This window comes from Gordonia zhenghanii (assembly GCF_021738965.1).
Lineage (GTDB): Bacteria > Actinomycetota > Actinomycetes > Mycobacteriales > Mycobacteriaceae > Gordonia > Gordonia zhenghanii.
Window position 1 is genome coordinate 67,479 of sequence record NZ_JAKKOQ010000012.1, and the last position, 15,485, is coordinate 82,963.

Consider the following 15,485-nt stretch of genomic DNA (forward strand, 5'->3'; position numbering starts at 1 on the left):
GGTGCATCCTGAAGCCTCTGCCGACCTCGAATCGCTCGACGCCACTCTCACCACCGTCGAAAAGGTGATGGACCTGGACGAGCTTCGCCGCCGCATCGACGAATTGGAGATGCAGGCCTCCGATCCCGATCTGTGGAACGACCAGGACCACGCCCAGAAGGTGACGAGCGAGCTGTCGCACACCCAGTCCGAGCTGCGGCGGGCCACCGAACTGCGCTCGCGTCTGGACGACCTGCCGGTGCTCTACGAGCTCGCCGAGTCCGAAGAGGGCGACGCCGGGACCGAGGCCGTCGCCGACGCCGACTCCGAACGCGTCGAACTCCGTCGCGACATCGAGGCGATGGAAGTCAAGACGATGCTCGCGGGCGAGTACGACTCCCGTGAAGCGGTCGTCAACATCCGTGCCGGTGCGGGCGGCGTCGACGCCGCGGACTGGGCCCAGATGCTGATGCGCATGTACATCCGCTGGGCCGAGAAGAACGATCACTCGGTGGAGGTCTACGACACGTCGTACGCCGAAGAGGCCGGTCTCAAGTCGGCGACGTTCGCCGTCAAGGCGCCCTATATGTACGGCACCCTGTCGGTGGAGCAGGGGACCCACCGGTTGGTGCGCATCAGCCCGTTCGACAACCAGGGCCGACGCCAGACGTCGTTCGCCGAAGTCGAGATCCTGCCCGTCGTGGAGACCACCGACCACATCGACATCGACGAGAACGATCTGCGCGTCGACGTCTACCGGTCGTCCGGTCCCGGCGGCCAGTCCGTCAACACGACCGACTCCGCGGTCCGGTTGACGCACGTGCCGACCGGGATCGTCGTCACGTGTCAGAACGAGAAGAGTCAGCTGCAGAACAAGGCGGCGGCGATGCGCGTTCTGCAGGCCAAGCTCCTCGAACGCAAACGCCAGGAGGAACGTGCCCAGATGGACGCGCTGAAGAGCGACACCGGAGCGAGCTGGGGAAACCAGATGCGCTCGTACGTGCTGCATCCCTACCAGATGGTCAAGGATCTGCGGACCAACGTCGAGAGCAACAATCCCAGCAATGTGCTGGACGGCGACATCGACCAGTTCATCGAAGCCGGCATCCGCTGGCGTATGGACGAGGACTCCTAGGAGATCTCATGACGCGGACCGGGAACAGGTCGATATGACATACCTCGTCGACGAGTTGGGCCTGCCGTCCTGGCTGAGGTCCATCGAACGGTGGTTGGCCGTGGACTTCGTCCAGATCCTGGTGTGGATCGTCGGCGCGGTCCTCGTCGCCCGTTTCATCAGGTGGGGCGCCAATCGATACGCCCAGCACGCGATGGCGCAGTTCGAACGCAGCGACGACATCGTCCAGTCTGAGGATCTCAAGCATCGGCGCGCGCTCGTCGACGTGGTGGCGTGGACGTTGATCGCCATCGTCGGAATCATCGTCGGGCTCAAGATGATGGCGCTGTGGGTGCCGACGTCCAGCCTCGTCGGCCTCAGCGCAGTGCTCGGCGCCGCACTCGGTTTCGGCGCGCAACGGGTCGTGCAGGACGTGCTCGCCGGTTTCTTCATCATCGCCGAGCACCAGTACGGTTACGGCGATGTGGTGAACCTGGCGGTGACCGGCGGTCTGGAGGCCGAAGGCACCGTCGAAGACGTGACGTTGCGCGTCACCCGGCTCCGCAACTCCGACGGCGAGCTGATCACCGTGCCCAACGGGCAGATGATCAAGGCGACCAACCTGTCGAAGGACTGGGCGCGCGCAGTGGTCGACGTCCCGGTCCCAATGGAGGCCGACATCAACGTCGTCAACGCGACGCTGCGCGAGGTCGGGCAGTCGTTCTACGACGATCCGCGCTGGCATCGGCTCTTGCTCGACGCTCCGCAGCCGCTCGGTGTCACGAAGCTCGAACTCGACTCGGCGACGGTGCGCATGATGGCCAGGACACTGCCCGGTCAGCAGTTCGACATCGGGCGGGCATTGCGGTCGGCCATCGTCGCCGGACTCGCCCGACACGGCGTGTCGGTGGCGCGGACGATCCAGAACCAGACGGTCACCGAGACCGTCGCCGACACCGCGCCGGACGGAGACGTCGAATGACCGACCCGAACCCGAGTCGTTTCGAACGGTTGAAGCACATCTATCACACCCGTGTGCGCACGACGACGGTCGTGCTGGTCGTGGTGTGGTTCGTCCTGTTGGGCACCTACAACTTCACGTCCCATCACTATCCGCCGAAGGAGTCGGCGCGCCCCACGACGACCACCGAACAGCCGGCGACGACTCCGCAGCCAGTTCCGGAGACGACCGAATCGACGACGGAGGCACCGAGTACGAGCGTCGAGACGGCGACGGAACCGCCCGAGACCGGCGATCAGGAACCGCAGCAAGGCGGTCCGCAGACATCGGACCAGGTCCAGCCGCGCCGAACTGCGCCGCTTGAGACGCAACTGACGACCGAGCCCGGGGATGCGTCCTCGGATCCGGACACGTCGGGCGGCGGAGGCCGGTAAGGCGCGTCGATCAGTACACTTGGTCACCGTGATCAAGCTGTCGAACGTGACGATGCAATATGCGAAGTCGAGCAGGCCCGCTTTGTCGGACCTGTCGTTTGAGATCGACAAGGGTGAGTTCGCGTTCCTGATCGGACCGTCGGGTTCGGGCAAGTCGACGTTCTTCCGGTTGTTGCTCAAAGAAGACAAGCCGACGTCCGGCGAGATCCAGGTCGGCGACTTCCACGTGAACACGCTCCGCAACCGCGACGTCCCGAAGCTGCGTCAGTCGATCGGCTGCGTGTTCCAGGACTTCCGTCTGCTGCAGCAGAAGACGGTCGCCGACAATGTGGCGTTCGCGCTCGAGGTGATCGGCAAGCCTGCGTCGACGATCCGCGAAGCGGTGCCCGAGACGCTGGAGTACGTCGGGTTGGCGGGCAAGGCCGACCGGATGCCTCAAGAACTGTCAGGCGGTGAGATGCAGCGGGTGGCCATCGCCCGCGCCATCATCAACCGTCCGAGCCTGCTGTTGGCCGACGAGCCGACGGGCAACCTCGACCCGGAGACGAGTGACGGCATCGTCGAAGTCCTCGACCGGGTCAACCGCCGCGGCACCACCGTCGTGATGGCGACGCACGACCGTCACATCGTGGACGCGATGCGGCGTCGGGTCCTCGAATTCGACAACGGCGAGCTCGTCCGCAACGACGAGTACGGCGTGTACGGCATCGGCTGACCCGCGACTTCGCAGACTACGAAAGGCGAGCACACATGCGCGCGAATTTCATCATCGGCGAAGTCCTCAACGGATTCCGCCGCAACTTGACCATGACGGTCGCCATGATCCTGACGACCGCGATCACGCTGGGCATGCTCGGCGGCGGCATGTTGGTGATTCAGATGGCCGACAAGAGCCAGAAGATCTTCCTCGACCGCGTCGAGATGCAGTTCTTCATCAACGACGAGGTGACCGAGCGGGATCCGAACTGCTTGGAGGCTCCGTGCACCACATTGCGGAACGACCTCGAAGCCGAGCAGGGCGTCGGATCGGTGACGTTCATCAGTCAGGATCAGGCGTTCCGGACGGCGAAGGCGTCATGGGAGAAGGACTCGCCGGAGCTCGCCGACTTCATCCGCAAAGAGGCGTACCAGGGCGCGTTGCGTGTCCGGATGGACGATCCGGATCGGTTCGGAGCCGTCCTCGACAAGTTCTCGAAAGCCCAGGGCGTCGACGGCGTCCTCGACCAGCGCGAACTGGTGAAACGGATCTTCAGCGTGCTCGACGGCGCGCGCAACGCAGCGTTCGCCGTCGCCGCGGTGCTGGCCGTCGCGGCCATCCTGCTGATCGTCAACACCGTGCAGATCGCGGCCTATACGAGACGGACGGAGGTGTCGATCATGCGACTGGTCGGCGCCACCCGCTGGTACACGCAGCTGCCGTTCTTGCTCGAGGCGGTGATCGCCGCTGTGGTCGGCGCGGTGCTCGCCATCGGCGGCCTGTTCCTCGGCAAGATATTCTTCTTCGACAAAGCGCTCGAAGACCTCTACGGTGTGAACATCTTGGCGCGCATCACGGCCGCCGACGTGTGGTACGTCTCGCCGTGGCTGCTGGTGGCGGGCATCGTGCTCGCAGGCGTCACCGCGTACGGGACGTTGCGCGTCTACGTCCGCGAATGACGCGAGCCGTGATCGCGTCGTAGCAGGACTCCGAGTCGCAGAGCACTCGGATTCACCGAACAATCGAGGAGCGTCAACGTGCCCAAAGAGAAGGGCAAGTCGGTGATCGCCACCAACCGCAAAGCCCGGCACAACTACACCATCCTCGAGACGTTCGAGGCCGGCATGGTCCTGCAGGGGACCGAGGTCAAAGCGCTCCGTGAAGGAAAGGCGTCGCTCGTCGACGCGTTCGCGACTATCGACGACGGCGAAGCGTGGCTCAACGCCGTGCACATCGCCGAGTACGGGAGCGGGACGTGGACCAATCACGCGCCGCGCCGCAAACGCAAACTGTTGATGCACCGTCGCGAGATCGACGTCTTGATCGGCAAGATCCGGGACGGCAACCTGACGCTCGTCCCGTTGCAGATGTACTTCTCCGACGGATACGCGAAGGTCGAACTGGCGTTGGCGCGCGGCAAGCAGGCGCACGACAAGCGTCGTGACATCGCCGAGCGGACCGCCAAGCGCGAGGTCGAACGCATCGTCGGCCGCCGCGTGAAAGGCATGTGAGGCCGCTGTGACCGTGCGTGCGCGATGGGTCGGGGTGCTCGCTCTCGTGATCACGTGCGGGCTCTCGGCGTGCGCCGCGGATCAGAAGTCCGCCGAAGAACCGGCTGCGGTTCTCGGTTGGGTGGTCGGGGACGGTTGCGGGACACCTGTGGATCGGGTCAAGGCAGAGGCCGACGGCCTCGTCGCCCGCGGGGTCGCCGACGCCGGATATCGATCGCTCTACGTCGCGTGTGACGCCGCGACGAAGCCCGCGGCCCTGGACGATCCGGCACTGCACGGCTACCTCGACGAGCGTGGGCTGAACCTCTCGGTGGTCCCGCCCAACGACGAGGCCGTCGACGAAGCGATGCGTGCCGACACTCCGCTTCCCGCCCTGCGCACGGCCATCACCCGACATGTGATGGCGGCACAGCCGCTCGTGTTCAGCGGCGAGGTCGCACTGCTCGACGACGCGCACGTCGCGACCGTCGCCAACCGGGACGTGCTGGCGATCGGTCGAGACGGCAGGCGGACCGCGGGCGCGCCGATCCAGGGTGACGACGAACGGTATTCGCGCGCCATCGGATCGCAAGGACTGGTGGTGTCGTTGACCAACGGGTCATCCTCGGCGCGAGACCTCTCGTTCGATCTCACCGAGGTGAATCTGGCAGGCGATGACATCGTCGCAGCCACCGACGTCTGGACGGGCCGCCGGGTGCATGCGTCCGGCGGGACAGTCAGTGTGCCGGTCGCGTCGACCGACAGCGCCCTCTTGCGCATCGGCTGACCAGGGAAGACGCGTGCGCCGCGTTTATCGGGATGAAAAGTGTCGGTCCAGTTGGTTATGATGGGGTGTCCGCTGGAAACAGTGGGCACCACCTCGGGGCCGATCGGTTTCGACTACGTGCATTGAGGTGGGGGAAGCGTGTCGGTGCAGGCTGGAGACCACCGTAAGCGTCGCAGCAAACAATTAAGCGCCGATTCCAATCAGCGCGACTACGCACTCGCTGCCTGATCAGCGAGGCTAGTCTGTCGGCCCGGTTCTAAGTTCCCGGAACCGGATGCCGGCATCAGCAAGGGGACTCACTGTCGTCGTCGGTCGCGGGCGTCGGCAGGACATCAAACAGCGACTGGGATCGTCATCCCGGCTTGTTCGTGAGACCGGGAGATCCAAGTAGAGACACAGCGGACTGCACACGGAGAAGCCCCACCGACGTGACGGAGGACCCGGGTTCAATTCCCGGCGGCTCCACCCGAGGCGCCCCACCTGCCAAGCAGGTGGGGCGCTTTTTCTGGCCGAGCGGAGTCGAGACCCTGCCGCTGACCATCCGTTTGTCGAGCGGAGTCGAGACCTTGCCGCAGGTTGAAGCGAGGCTGGCCGACTCGACCAGCGGTGGAAGATGGCTCGACCAGCGGTGGGGGTCTCGACTTTGCTCGACCGGCGAAGGTGTCACTCGGTCTGGCGCTTCGCGAAGACGCGGAGGGTGTCCAGGTAGTGGGGCACGTAGATGGTCTTCGGGGCGAGGATCGATCGGCCGAGGGTGCGGATGTCGCCTCCGCGGTACTCGATGTCGTTGCGTGTCAGGCGGTGCGTCCCGTCGGGGAAGTCTTTGACCGTCAGGAGATCAGGCTGCACCTGCCGGCGGTACACCCGTTCGGTCTCGGCGACGTCGACGCCTCGGTCGCGGCCGCCGAGGAGAAGAAGGGTCGGGACCGGGATGGTCTTGAGTGCCGCGGTCGAATCGGAGTTCGCATTACGTTTGACGAAGGCCCACCGCGCTGCCGGCATCGGGTCCTCGTCGACGTGCGAGTCGAGGTACGCCCGGTAGTCGGCGTTGCGGCGGATGAGAGCGGTCCGCCTGGCGCGACGATCGACGGCTGCAGCGACGTCCTCGGGCGAGTCGCCGTCGGCGACTGCCTCGGCTCGCGCCGCGTACTGCTCGCGCCGCAGCCAGTCGATCGCCGGGTCGACGGCGATCATGAAGCGGAGGTCGGGGCGGGCCTGCGCCACTTCGGGAAGCACCCAGCCCGCCTGTCCGATGCCCCACGCGCCGACCTGGGTGGTGTCGATGTCATCACGAGTGTGCGCCCATGCGATCACCGAGTCGACCTCGGTCGCACGGTCGTGCATCGTCTGGTCGAGCCAGTCGCCTGGAGCGTCCGCGACGCCGGGCTTGTCCCACGAGAGGGAGGCGAACCCCGCCTGTGCGAAGGCGTCCCACAGCGGCCGGTAATGACCGTCGTCGTCGGCGTCGGCGGGACCGTCGTCGTGGACGAAGACGACCAGCCCGTGCGGGCCGTCGTCGGACGGAATCGCCAGGACACCGTGCAGTTCGCCGCGGGGTCCGGGAATCGTGACGCGCTCTTCGTGGAACGCATAGTCCTTGGCGATGAGAATCCATACGGCGACGCCGAGAACGAGTGCGACGACGGTGCCGAGCGCCACCAGCGTCAGTCTTCTCCTGCGGCTCACACCGCGAGTTTAGACGGGACGCGTCGAGGGGGCGCTCCGCCTCGCCGCGACGTGGACGACGATCCCGAGTAGAACGACGGCGGCCCGCACACCGAGATGGTGTGCGGGCCGTCGTACGTCCGGCAAGCCTCTACCGGGTGATCTGAGGACTCAGGGGAGACCGGAGAACATCACCCGGAGTGCGCCGAGAATCGCATCGTTGTTCTGCAGAACATCCCACACTGCTTGATCGAACATGTCGTGCTCCTGTCACTGGAGAGAATCGGTGAATGTACTTACGGTACCGTCGGTCACTTGAACTCGCGAGTGTTCAGGCCTCGGGATCGCCGATGATCGTGTAATCGCCCTCCGCGTAATGCTTGCGAACCCGCTTCTTGTCGAACTTGCCGACCGACGTCTTGGGCACCTCGGTGACGAACGACCAGCGCTCGGGGATCTGCCAGCGCGGAACCAAGTCCTCCAGGTACTTCTTGTGCGCGTCGATGTCGGTGTCCTCGTCGGTGCGGACCACGGCGAGCACGAACGGGCGCTCGTCCCACTTCTTGTCGGGAACGCCGACCACGGTCGCCTCGACGATCGCCGGGTTGGACGCGATGATGTTCTCGAGCTCCACCGACGAGATCCATTCGCCGCCGGTCTTGATCATGTCCTTGGCGCGGTCGACGATCGTCATGAATCCGTCGGGGGTGATGGTCGCGACGTCGCCGGTGCGCAGCCATCCGTCGTCGAACTTCGACTCGTCGACGACGTTGCCTTCGGGCTGGTAGTACGACGCAGTGATCCAGGGGCCTGCGACTTCGAGTTCGCCGACCGACTCGCCGTCCCACGGCTGTGCCTGGCCGTCGTCGCCGATGATGCGGGCGGCGACCTGCGCCGGGAACCGACCCTGGGTGACGCGGTAGGCGAACTCGGCCTCCTCGGTCTCCACGCCCATCGGCGGGCGGGCGACGCTGCCCAGCGGCGACGTCTCGGTCATGCCCCACGCGTGGGTGATGCGGACGCCGTAGCCGTCGAACTTCTTGATCATCGCGGGCGGCACTGCGGCGCCGCCGACGATCACCTCGCGCAGGTGCGAGATGTCCTGCGGGTTCGCGTCGAGCTGAGCCGACACGCCCTGCCAGATGGTGGGTACCGCCGCCGCCAGGGTCGGCCGACCCGAGTCGATCATCGCGAGCAGCGGTTCGGGCTGCAGGAACCGGTCGGGCATGATCAGCGTCGAACCGGCCATCATCGCGGCGAACGGCAGGCCCCACGACATGACGTGGAACATCGGGACGATGGCGAGCATCGTATCGGTGCTCGACAGGCCCATGCCCATCGTCGTCGTGATGCTCATCGAGTGCAGGTAGATGCTGCGGTGCGAGTAGACGACGCCCTTCGGGTCGCCTGTGGTGCCCGAGGTGTAGCACATGACGGCGGCGTCGGTCTCGTCGACGTCGGGCCACTCGTAGGTCGTCGACTCGTCGGCGATCAGTTCGTCGAACTGGTGCACGGTGACGCCTTCCGGAGCGGAGACGGCGTCGACCGGTCCGTTGCAGACGATGACGTGCTGGACGTGCGGCGTGCCCTGCAGGTACGGGCTGAGCATCGGCGCGACGCTGGCGTCGACGAAGATCACCTTGTCGTCGGCGTGGTTGATGATGAAGACGGCCTGCTCGGGCGACAGCCGCAGATTGAGAGTGTGCAGGATCGCGCCCATCGACGGAACGCCCGCATAGATCGCCTGGTGCTCGTTGTTGTTCCACATGAAGGTGGCCACGCGGTCGCCGCGCTGGACGCCGAGCTTGGTGAGTGCGTTGGCGATCTTCGCGCCGGTGTCGCCGACCTCGGCGAACGACATGTCACGGAAGCCCTCGCCGGTCCACGTGCGAATACTGGCTTCCGGGAAGATGCGGCGGCTGTACTCGACCAGACTCGAGATGGTGAGTGCGCCGTGTTGCATCGTGGACTGGATCATCAAGTCTCCTTCGTCTGCGCCGATCGAGTCGGTTCGCACTGTGTTCGCCGAAAAGTGAGCGGCCTCACGCCGCTGGCGACTAGTTTCCTACATTAGTCGCAATCTGTCGCATCATTCCACCAAGATGGTGCATTTCGATCGAGGAGTTGACGCGCGAGTGAAGTCCGACGAGGTACTCGCCCTGGCGCGCGACCGATTCGTGTCGGGCGAGCGTCTGGAGATGGGCGAGTTGGCCGCCCACGCGGGCGTCAACCGCAGCACCGTCTACCGCCGCTTCAACGGCCGCGACGGGCTGCTCGGCGAAGTGATCTGGTCACTGACCGAGATGACGATGGACGCTGCCGCTCGCCGCGCGCAGGGCCAGGGCGGTGTCCGCGTGGCGTCGATGATGCGCGAGTTCGCGGTGCGCGCCAACGGAGCGCAGTACTTCCGCGACTTCTTCGCGCGCGAACCCGAGCGGGCCTGGCGGTTGATGACGACTAAGGCGGGCGGTGTGCAGCCGCGCATCGTCGACCGCGTCGAGACGTTCATCGACGGCGAGGTGCTCGCGGGCACGCTCGTTCCGCCGTTGCCGGTGCCAGACCTCGCACTCATCCTGGTCCGGATCACCGAGACGTTCGTCTACGCCAACGCGATCAGCGGCGAAGAGCCGGATGCGGAGAAGGTCGCTCAGGCGTGCGGGGCCATGCTCGGCGTGCGAGACGCCGTCATCGGTTGAGGGCGTCCACGATCACCGGGACGTGACTGTGCTCGACGTCCTTGGCAGCCGTCGCCAACTCGATGTCGCCGTCGTCGGCGAGCTTCCGCAACTCGTCGAGTGCCTCGGCTGCCGGACCCGACGCGAGTTCTTCCCGATAGCGGGCGACGAAGTCGTCGTATCGATCGCGGTTCGAGTGGTACCAGCTGCGCAGTTCGTTCGACGGCGTCACGTCTTTGATCCAGCGTCCGACCCGCGGATCATCCTTGCGGATTCCACGGGGCCACAGACGGTCGACGAAGACGCGGTCGGCGTCGGGCTGGTCGTAGACACGAGCGACGGTGATCATGTCTGCGACGCTATCGCTCTCGGGGGTTCGCCGCTACGGACTCATGTCCCGACTATGTGTCACGAACGACTCGGCACCACGAACGACTCGGCACCACGAACGATTAGGCCACGCGCACACCCCGACCGAGCTTGTGTGCAGGGACGCGCAGTCGGCGAGCCGCGACGATCAGCGCCGCGGCGCCGACGCCGAGCGTGAGGATCAGCCCGATGTACCAGCTGTCGCCGATGTGCCCGGCGGCGCGGTCGTCACTGGAGGGGCCCGGCGTGAGAGCGCTCTCGCACGTCTGCGGACTCAAGTCCGGACCGGAGCGGGCCGCGGACTGCAGGAATGCGAAGAAGCCCGAGGCCCCGTGGAAGTCATCGTCGTCGGAGGATCCGGCGATCCCTGCAGCCAAGGTGTCCGAGACCAACAGGACGGGGTTCGGCGCCAGCAACCACCACGTGTACTCGGTGTGGTGGAACCGCTTGTCCTTCTCGACCAGGACGCACCCGGGAACTGACGAGTCGACGCTGTAGTCGCGTTCGGCGACGGTCACCTGGTGGGTCCGTGAGGTCAATGGATAGGTGAAGCCGAACGCGATGGGCAGCCCGAGCAGCAACAGGAGAACCATCGCCTGGGTCAGCATCGCCGACGCCGCCGGGCGAGTGGTGAGCGAGGAGAACGCCAATCCGATCGCGCAGTAGGCGAGCATGATCAGAGCGAGCACGACGACGGCCAGGACCCCGAACAGGATCGACGTGGAACTCGACGCGATGCCCCACAGCAGATAGGGCAAAGCCACCCCGATCAGGGCGAGCGCCGAGAGCCAGGAACCGAGGAGTTTGCCGACGGCGAGGTCCCACGAGGAGATCGGTGTCGCCTGGACGAGAGCGAGCGTGGCGTCACGGCGATCGCCGTTGATCGCCGTGGCGCTCAGAGTCGGTGCGGCGGCGAGGCCGAGAAACAGGACGACGGCCAGCACGATGTCGAGGAGGTTGCTCGCCCAGTCGGCGTACGCCCCGCCGGCGACGGTCACGGTCAGGTACAGCGATCCGAGCACCATGACGCTGATCAACGCGAACAGGATCCCAGCGGTGACCTGCCATCGGGTGGAGCGGATCCGTTGGCGGACTTCCAGGCCGACCAGCACGGCCACCGCATTGCGAGTTATCGGACGGCTGCGAGTCATCGGACGGTTGGGGTTCATCGAAGTCACGTCCTGTCCGCGTCGAGGTCGAGGTACGCCCGTTCGAGACCACTGTGCAGGCGGGTGAACTCGGCGATCGGCGCACCCTGGCCGAGGTGGTGGGCGAGGTACGCGGCGGCCGCCGCGTCGTCGGCGAGTTCGACGACGACGGCCTGATCGGCGGGCTGGTCGACGAGCCGCACCCGCCAGCGGGCCGCGGTCGTGGGGGCCGGCACCCGGGTGTGCCCGCCGGTCATCATGACCACGTCGTCGACCATCTCCTCGAGCTCACCGAGGATGTGCGAGGACACGAGTACCGCCGCGCCCGCATCGGCGACGGCCCGCAGCTGGGTGCGGAGCTCGATGCGCGACCGCGGATCCATGCCGGAGGCCGGCTCGTCGAGCAGCAGGATCCGCGGATGGTTGACCAGCGCTCGCGCCAGACCGAGACGTTGTTTCTGGCCACGCGACAGACCCGATGCCGGGTGGTCGGTGAACTCGGCGAGATGCACGTGGGCGAGCAGTTCGCGGGCCCGCTGGTCCGCCGCCGCCCGGTCCACGCCGTTGAGCCGAGCGAAGGCGACGAGGATCTCGCGCGGCGTCAACGACTCCCACGTCCCGAACACGTCGGGCATCCACCCGATGTGTCCGCGCATCGTCTGCGGGTCGACGACCGCCGGCATACCGCCGCCGCCCATCGTTATGACGCCGCGGTCGGGCGCGAGTAGACCAGCGAGCATCAGCAGCAGTGTCGTCTTCCCGGCGCCGTTGGGGCCGACGAGGCCGGTGATCCGGCCCGGATGAAGCGCGATGTCGGCGTGGACGACCGCGTGGTGAGCGCCGAACGAGCGTCCGAGGCCGGCGCCCGTCAACGCGGGCGCGGGCGCGGTCATCGGTGAGGGCAGAGTCATCTCGACACGCTCTCGCTCACCCGTGCACGGTCGAGTGCATGCGCGACGAAGGCGAGTGCTTCGCCGTGCCAGAGGCCGAGATGGTCGAGCATCGGATGGCGCCCGCCGGGCACCGGGATGTAGGTGGCGTCGAGGCCGCGTTCGGAGAGTTCGGCGATTCCCTTCGCCGTGCGCCGGTGCCGGGTGACGGTGTCGGCGTCGCCGTGGACCGCGACGACCCGTGCCTCGTCGTGGATCGCGCGCCAGTCGGCGAACTGCCACCACGGCGCCAGAGCGAGGATGTCGGTGACGCGTTCGTCGTCGCCGAGCTGTGCGGCGATCCGGCCGCCCATCGAATGCCCGACGACCGCGATCGGAACGTCGGGACAGTCTCGGGCCAACTCCTCGAGAGCGTTGCGGGCGTACGGCATCGGGCTGGCTTGTCCGCCGTTCCATCCGTAGACGCGGTAGCGGACTTGCCGGACGCGGACGCGCGGGCCGAACACGGACTGGATCGACGCGGTGAACGGGTACATGCGGAGGGCCGACGGCTGCACCGGCGAGAACGGCCGGTAGCTGAAATCTGTGCCGCCGGGCAGGACGAGGACGGCGAGTTCGGTGTCGGGAAGCGACAGACGCATGGAATCCCTCATATCCGGTGACAGGTCGACTCCGACAATAGCCAAGTACCGGTGGCACAATCGGTTCCATGGCGCACCCGAGAGCTGGAACCCCTGCCCGCGACAGCGACTTGATCGATGTCGCCGCCGTCGAAAACGCTTACTACGAGCGGATACCCGACTCTGACGATCCGGCACAGCAGGTGGTCTTCGGGACGTCGGGGCACCGCGGATCGAGCCTCGCGGGGTCATTCAATGAGTCGCATGTCCTCGCGATGACGCAGGCGATCGTCGAACACCGCGAGCGGGCAGGCATCGAAGGACCGGTGTTCATCGGCTTCGACACCCACCTGTTGTCCACGCCTGCGTGGCGGTCGGCAGTCGAGGTCCTCGTCGGCAACGGCGTCGCCGTGTTCACCGCCGTCGACGACGATTACACGCCCACCCCCGCGGTGAGCCGCGCGATTCTACGGTTCAACGCGGAGAACCCCGGTGTGCTCGCCGACGGGATCGTGGTGACGCCGTCGCACAATCCGCCAGCGGAGGGCGGCTTCAAATACAACCCGCCGAGCGGCGGGCCTGCGGACACTCCGATCACGACGCCGATCGCGGCTCGCGCCAACGAGATCCTCGCGAACGGGTTGCGGGACGTTCAGCGCGTCCCGTTCGAACGGGCCCGCGTTTCGGAACTCGTCATCGAGTACCCGTTCTCCGGGGAGTATGTGACCGCATTGGGCGACGTCGTGAATCTCGCGGCGATCGCCGCGGCGGGCGTCGAGATCGGAGCCGACCCGTTGGGCGGAGCCTCGGTGAACTACTGGAGCGAGATCAAGGACTTCTACCGGCTCGATGCGATGACGGTCGTGAACCCGACGGTCGATCCGGCGTTCGGGTTCATGACGCTCGACACCGACGGCAAGATCCGGATGGACTGCTCCTCGCCGAACGCCATGGCATCGCTGATCGCGCGGCGCGACGAATTCGACATCGCGACCGGAAACGACGCGGACGCCGACCGGCACGGCATCGTGACCGGTGACGCCGGACTGATGAACCCGAATCATTATCTGGCGGTGGCCGTCGACTATCTGTTCTCGCATCGAGAGGGCTGGGGCGCGGGCGCGGCCGTCGGGAAGACGTTGGTGTCGTCGTCGTTGATCGATCGTGTGGTCGGCGGTCTCGGGCGCACGCTGATGGAGGTTCCGGTCGGGTTCAAATACTTCGTCGACGGCCTGCTCGACGGCTCGGTCGCGTTCGGCGGTGAGGAGAGCGCCGGAGCATCGTTCCTGACGTTCGACGGCGCACCGTGGTCCACCGACAAGGACGGCATCATCATGGATCTCCTGGCGTCGGAGATCCTCGCGGTGACCGGCAAGAGTCCGTCGGAGCGGTACGCCGAGTTGGCTGAGCAGTTCGGCGAATCGGCGTACGCGCGGATCGACGCGCCCGCGAATCGCGACCAGAAGGCCCGGTTGGGTGCGCTGACGGCGAGCCAGGTCTCGGCGACGGAACTGGCGGGGGAGTCGATCACGGCGATCCTCACCGAAGCTCCAGGCAACGGTCGCGCGATCGGCGGCCTGAAGGTGACGACGGAGAACGCCTGGTTCGCCGCCCGCCCGTCCGGCACCGAAGACGTCTACAAGATCTACGCCGAGTCGTTCCGCGGAGCCGATCACCTCGCGCGCGTTCAAGAACAGGCGCAGTCCCTGGTCGACTCGGTCCTGGGATAGGCCGCCGGTCGAGCCCCAACCGCTGGTCGAGCCCCCGCCGCTGGTCGAGCGGAGTCGAGCCCCCCTTTCTCGCTGGCCGAGCCCCCCAACCGCTGGTCGAGCGGAGTCGAGACCGCGGAGTCGAGACCTCTCCCGCTAGAGTCGAGGGCGTGAGCAAGAGCAGCGAGCGCACCAACGCGAAGTACGAACCGCAAGCCACGTCGAGCAGGATGTCGTACATCCTGATCGGGTTGGGCGTCTTCGTGGTGGTCGCAGTGGTGGTCGGCGGGTACCTGTGGCAGTCGAACAAGACGTATCCGCCTGTCGAGGACACCGTGCTCGCCGAGAATGCGTCGTTCATCGTCGGGGAGCGGACGGCTCCGGAGACCATCGACGTGTTCGAGGACTTCAACTGTCCGCACTGCAAGGAGTTCGAGGCCAGTTCGGGGCCTGCCATCCAGTCGAAGGTCACTGAGGGGACGGTCCGCGTCCGCTACCACATGCTGAACTTCTTGGACTCCGACTCGGAGTCGGGTGACTTCTCCTCCCGCGGCGCGGGCGCGATCCTCTGCGTCGCCCGCAACGACGACCGCGACGCCTTCTGGAAGCTGCACTCGGCGTTGTTCGCGAAGTCGGGCGACGACCCGTCTAACGCGGAGATCGCGAAGCTGGCAGCCGACGCCGGCGCAGGCCCGGCCTCGCAGAAGTGCATCGCCGACGGCGCGCTCGTCGACGAAGCGCGGGGGATGGCGGACGAGTCGAGTACGCAGCTCGAGAACTCGAACGACGGGAACGTCATGACGCCGAGCGTCCTCTCCGCGGGTTCTCAGGTCGACGGAATCATGAACGGTCCAGCCTGGCTCGACGAGCTGATCGCGAACCCGCCCAAATCCTGACCCGTTTCCTCGCTGGTCGAGCGGAGTCGGGGATTACTCTCACGTACTGCG

16 protein-coding genes and 1 other RNA gene are annotated in these 15,485 nt (G+C 66.4%); 11 read left to right on the forward strand and 6 right to left on the reverse strand.

Features of this window, described 5'->3' with window-relative positions:
- Nucleotide 1: 1 nt before the first annotated feature.
- The 8 genes from prfB to ssrA all read left to right on the forward strand — a co-directional run bounded on the left by prfB (nt 2) and on the right by ssrA (nt 5,930).
- On the forward strand, nt 2–1,114 hold the full coding sequence (gene prfB / locus L5G32_RS13155; protein ID WP_237011515.1) for a peptide chain release factor 2: 1,113 nt from the start codon (nt 2–4) through the stop codon (nt 1,112–1,114).
- Nucleotides 1,115–1,148: 34 nt separating this feature from the next.
- On the forward strand, nt 1,149–2,075 hold the full coding sequence (locus tag L5G32_RS13160) for a mechanosensitive ion channel family protein (protein WP_237011516.1): 927 nt from the start codon (nt 1,149–1,151) through the stop codon (nt 2,073–2,075).
- Nucleotides 2,072–2,488, forward strand: a complete 417-nt coding sequence (locus L5G32_RS13165) for an Rv3103c transmembrane domain-containing protein (protein WP_237011517.1) — start codon at nt 2,072–2,074, stop codon at nt 2,486–2,488. Before L5G32_RS13160 ends, L5G32_RS13165 begins: the two co-directional genes overlap by 4 nt.
- Before the next feature lie 28 nt (nt 2,489–2,516).
- Complete coding sequence (gene ftsE / locus L5G32_RS13170) at nt 2,517–3,203, forward strand: cell division ATP-binding protein FtsE (RefSeq protein ID WP_237011518.1); 687 nt, start codon at nt 2,517–2,519, stop codon at nt 3,201–3,203.
- A gap of 35 nt (nt 3,204–3,238) precedes the next feature.
- The gene (ftsX, locus tag L5G32_RS13175) at nt 3,239–4,144 is read left to right on the forward strand and encodes a permease-like cell division protein FtsX (protein ID WP_237011519.1); all 906 of its coding nucleotides are present in this window, start codon (nt 3,239–3,241) and stop codon (nt 4,142–4,144) included.
- Between the two features lie 78 nt (nt 4,145–4,222).
- Nucleotides 4,223–4,696, forward strand: coding sequence for an SsrA-binding protein SmpB (gene smpB, locus L5G32_RS13180; RefSeq protein WP_237011520.1), 474 nt, complete (start codon nt 4,223–4,225; stop codon nt 4,694–4,696).
- Nucleotides 4,697–4,703: 7 nt separating this feature from the next.
- Entirely contained in the window at nt 4,704–5,462 is a 759-nt protein-coding gene (locus L5G32_RS19400; RefSeq protein WP_237011521.1) for a hypothetical protein, read from the forward strand.
- 95 nt (nt 5,463–5,557) lie between these two features.
- Nucleotides 5,558–5,930: a transfer-messenger RNA gene (gene ssrA, locus L5G32_RS13190) on the forward strand.
- Nucleotides 5,931–6,125: 195 nt separating this feature from the next.
- Here ssrA and L5G32_RS13195 read toward each other — a convergent pair.
- A complete protein-coding gene (locus L5G32_RS13195; protein WP_237011522.1) occupies nt 6,126–7,148 on the reverse strand; it encodes an alpha/beta hydrolase family protein in 1,023 nt (340 codons plus the stop codon).
- Between the two features lie 310 nt (nt 7,149–7,458).
- Entirely contained in the window at nt 7,459–9,105 is a 1,647-nt protein-coding gene (locus L5G32_RS13200) for a long-chain fatty acid--CoA ligase (RefSeq protein ID WP_237011523.1), read from the reverse strand.
- 157 nt (nt 9,106–9,262) lie between these two features.
- Between L5G32_RS13200 and L5G32_RS13205 the strand changes: the two genes are divergently transcribed.
- Nucleotides 9,263–9,823, forward strand: a complete 561-nt coding sequence (locus L5G32_RS13205; RefSeq protein WP_237011524.1) for a TetR/AcrR family transcriptional regulator — start codon at nt 9,263–9,265, stop codon at nt 9,821–9,823.
- Here the strand turns inward: L5G32_RS13205 and L5G32_RS13210 are convergent.
- The 4 genes from L5G32_RS13210 to L5G32_RS13225 all read right to left on the reverse strand — a co-directional run bounded on the left by L5G32_RS13210 (nt 9,813) and on the right by L5G32_RS13225 (nt 12,850).
- Nucleotides 9,813–10,151 (reverse strand): DUF488 domain-containing protein, encoded by a 339-nt coding sequence (locus L5G32_RS13210; RefSeq protein ID WP_237011525.1) that lies wholly within the window; start codon nt 10,149–10,151, stop codon nt 9,813–9,815. The two genes, L5G32_RS13205 and L5G32_RS13210, sit on opposite strands and share 11 nt — an antisense overlap.
- Nucleotides 10,152–10,254: 103 nt before the next feature.
- Nucleotides 10,255–11,340 (reverse strand): ABC transporter permease, encoded by a 1,086-nt coding sequence (locus L5G32_RS13215; RefSeq protein ID WP_237011643.1) that lies wholly within the window; start codon nt 11,338–11,340, stop codon nt 10,255–10,257.
- A gap of 5 nt (nt 11,341–11,345) precedes the next feature.
- On the reverse strand, nt 11,346–12,230 hold the full coding sequence (locus L5G32_RS13220; RefSeq protein ID WP_237011526.1) for an ABC transporter ATP-binding protein: 885 nt from the start codon (nt 12,228–12,230) through the stop codon (nt 11,346–11,348).
- Complete coding sequence (locus L5G32_RS13225; RefSeq protein WP_237011527.1) at nt 12,227–12,850, reverse strand: alpha/beta hydrolase; 624 nt, start codon at nt 12,848–12,850, stop codon at nt 12,227–12,229. Before L5G32_RS13225 ends, L5G32_RS13220 begins: the two co-directional genes overlap by 4 nt.
- A 68-nt stretch (nt 12,851–12,918) precedes the next feature.
- Between L5G32_RS13225 and pgm the strand changes: the two genes are divergently transcribed.
- Together pgm and L5G32_RS13235 are read left to right on the forward strand one after the other, a co-directional pair.
- Entirely contained in the window at nt 12,919–14,559 is a 1,641-nt protein-coding gene (gene pgm / locus L5G32_RS13230) for a phosphoglucomutase (alpha-D-glucose-1,6-bisphosphate-dependent) (RefSeq protein ID WP_237011528.1), read from the forward strand.
- 149 nt (nt 14,560–14,708) lie between these two features.
- The gene (locus tag L5G32_RS13235; RefSeq protein ID WP_308192044.1) at nt 14,709–15,434 is read left to right on the forward strand and encodes a DsbA family protein; all 726 of its coding nucleotides are present in this window, start codon (nt 14,709–14,711) and stop codon (nt 15,432–15,434) included.
- Nucleotides 15,435–15,485 lie beyond the last annotated feature (51 nt).

Excerpts from the sequence above, each read along its gene's own strand:
- L5G32_RS13210 (WP_237011525.1), bottom strand. The coding sequence starts at position 10,151 with ATGATCACCGTCGCTCGTGTCTACGACCAGCCCGACGCCGACCGCGTC.
- L5G32_RS13215 (WP_237011643.1), bottom strand. The coding sequence starts at position 11,340 with ATGAACCCCAACCGTCCGATGACTCGCAGCCGTCCGATAACTCGCAAT.
- L5G32_RS13225 (WP_237011527.1), bottom strand. The coding sequence starts at position 12,850 with ATGCGTCTGTCGCTTCCCGACACCGAACTCGCCGTCCTCGTCCTGCCC.
- L5G32_RS13200 (WP_237011523.1), bottom strand. The coding sequence starts at position 9,105 with ATGATCCAGTCCACGATGCAACACGGCGCACTCACCATCTCGAGTCTG.
- ftsX (WP_237011519.1), top strand. The coding sequence starts at position 3,239 with ATGCGCGCGAATTTCATCATCGGCGAAGTCCTCAACGGATTCCGCCGC.
- L5G32_RS13165 (WP_237011517.1), top strand. The coding sequence starts at position 2,072 with ATGACCGACCCGAACCCGAGTCGTTTCGAACGGTTGAAGCACATCTAT.
- L5G32_RS13160 (WP_237011516.1), top strand. The coding sequence starts at position 1,149 with ATGACATACCTCGTCGACGAGTTGGGCCTGCCGTCCTGGCTGAGGTCC.
- pgm (WP_237011528.1), top strand. The coding sequence starts at position 12,919 with ATGGCGCACCCGAGAGCTGGAACCCCTGCCCGCGACAGCGACTTGATC.
- L5G32_RS13220 (WP_237011526.1), bottom strand. The coding sequence starts at position 12,230 with ATGACTCTGCCCTCACCGATGACCGCGCCCGCGCCCGCGTTGACGGGC.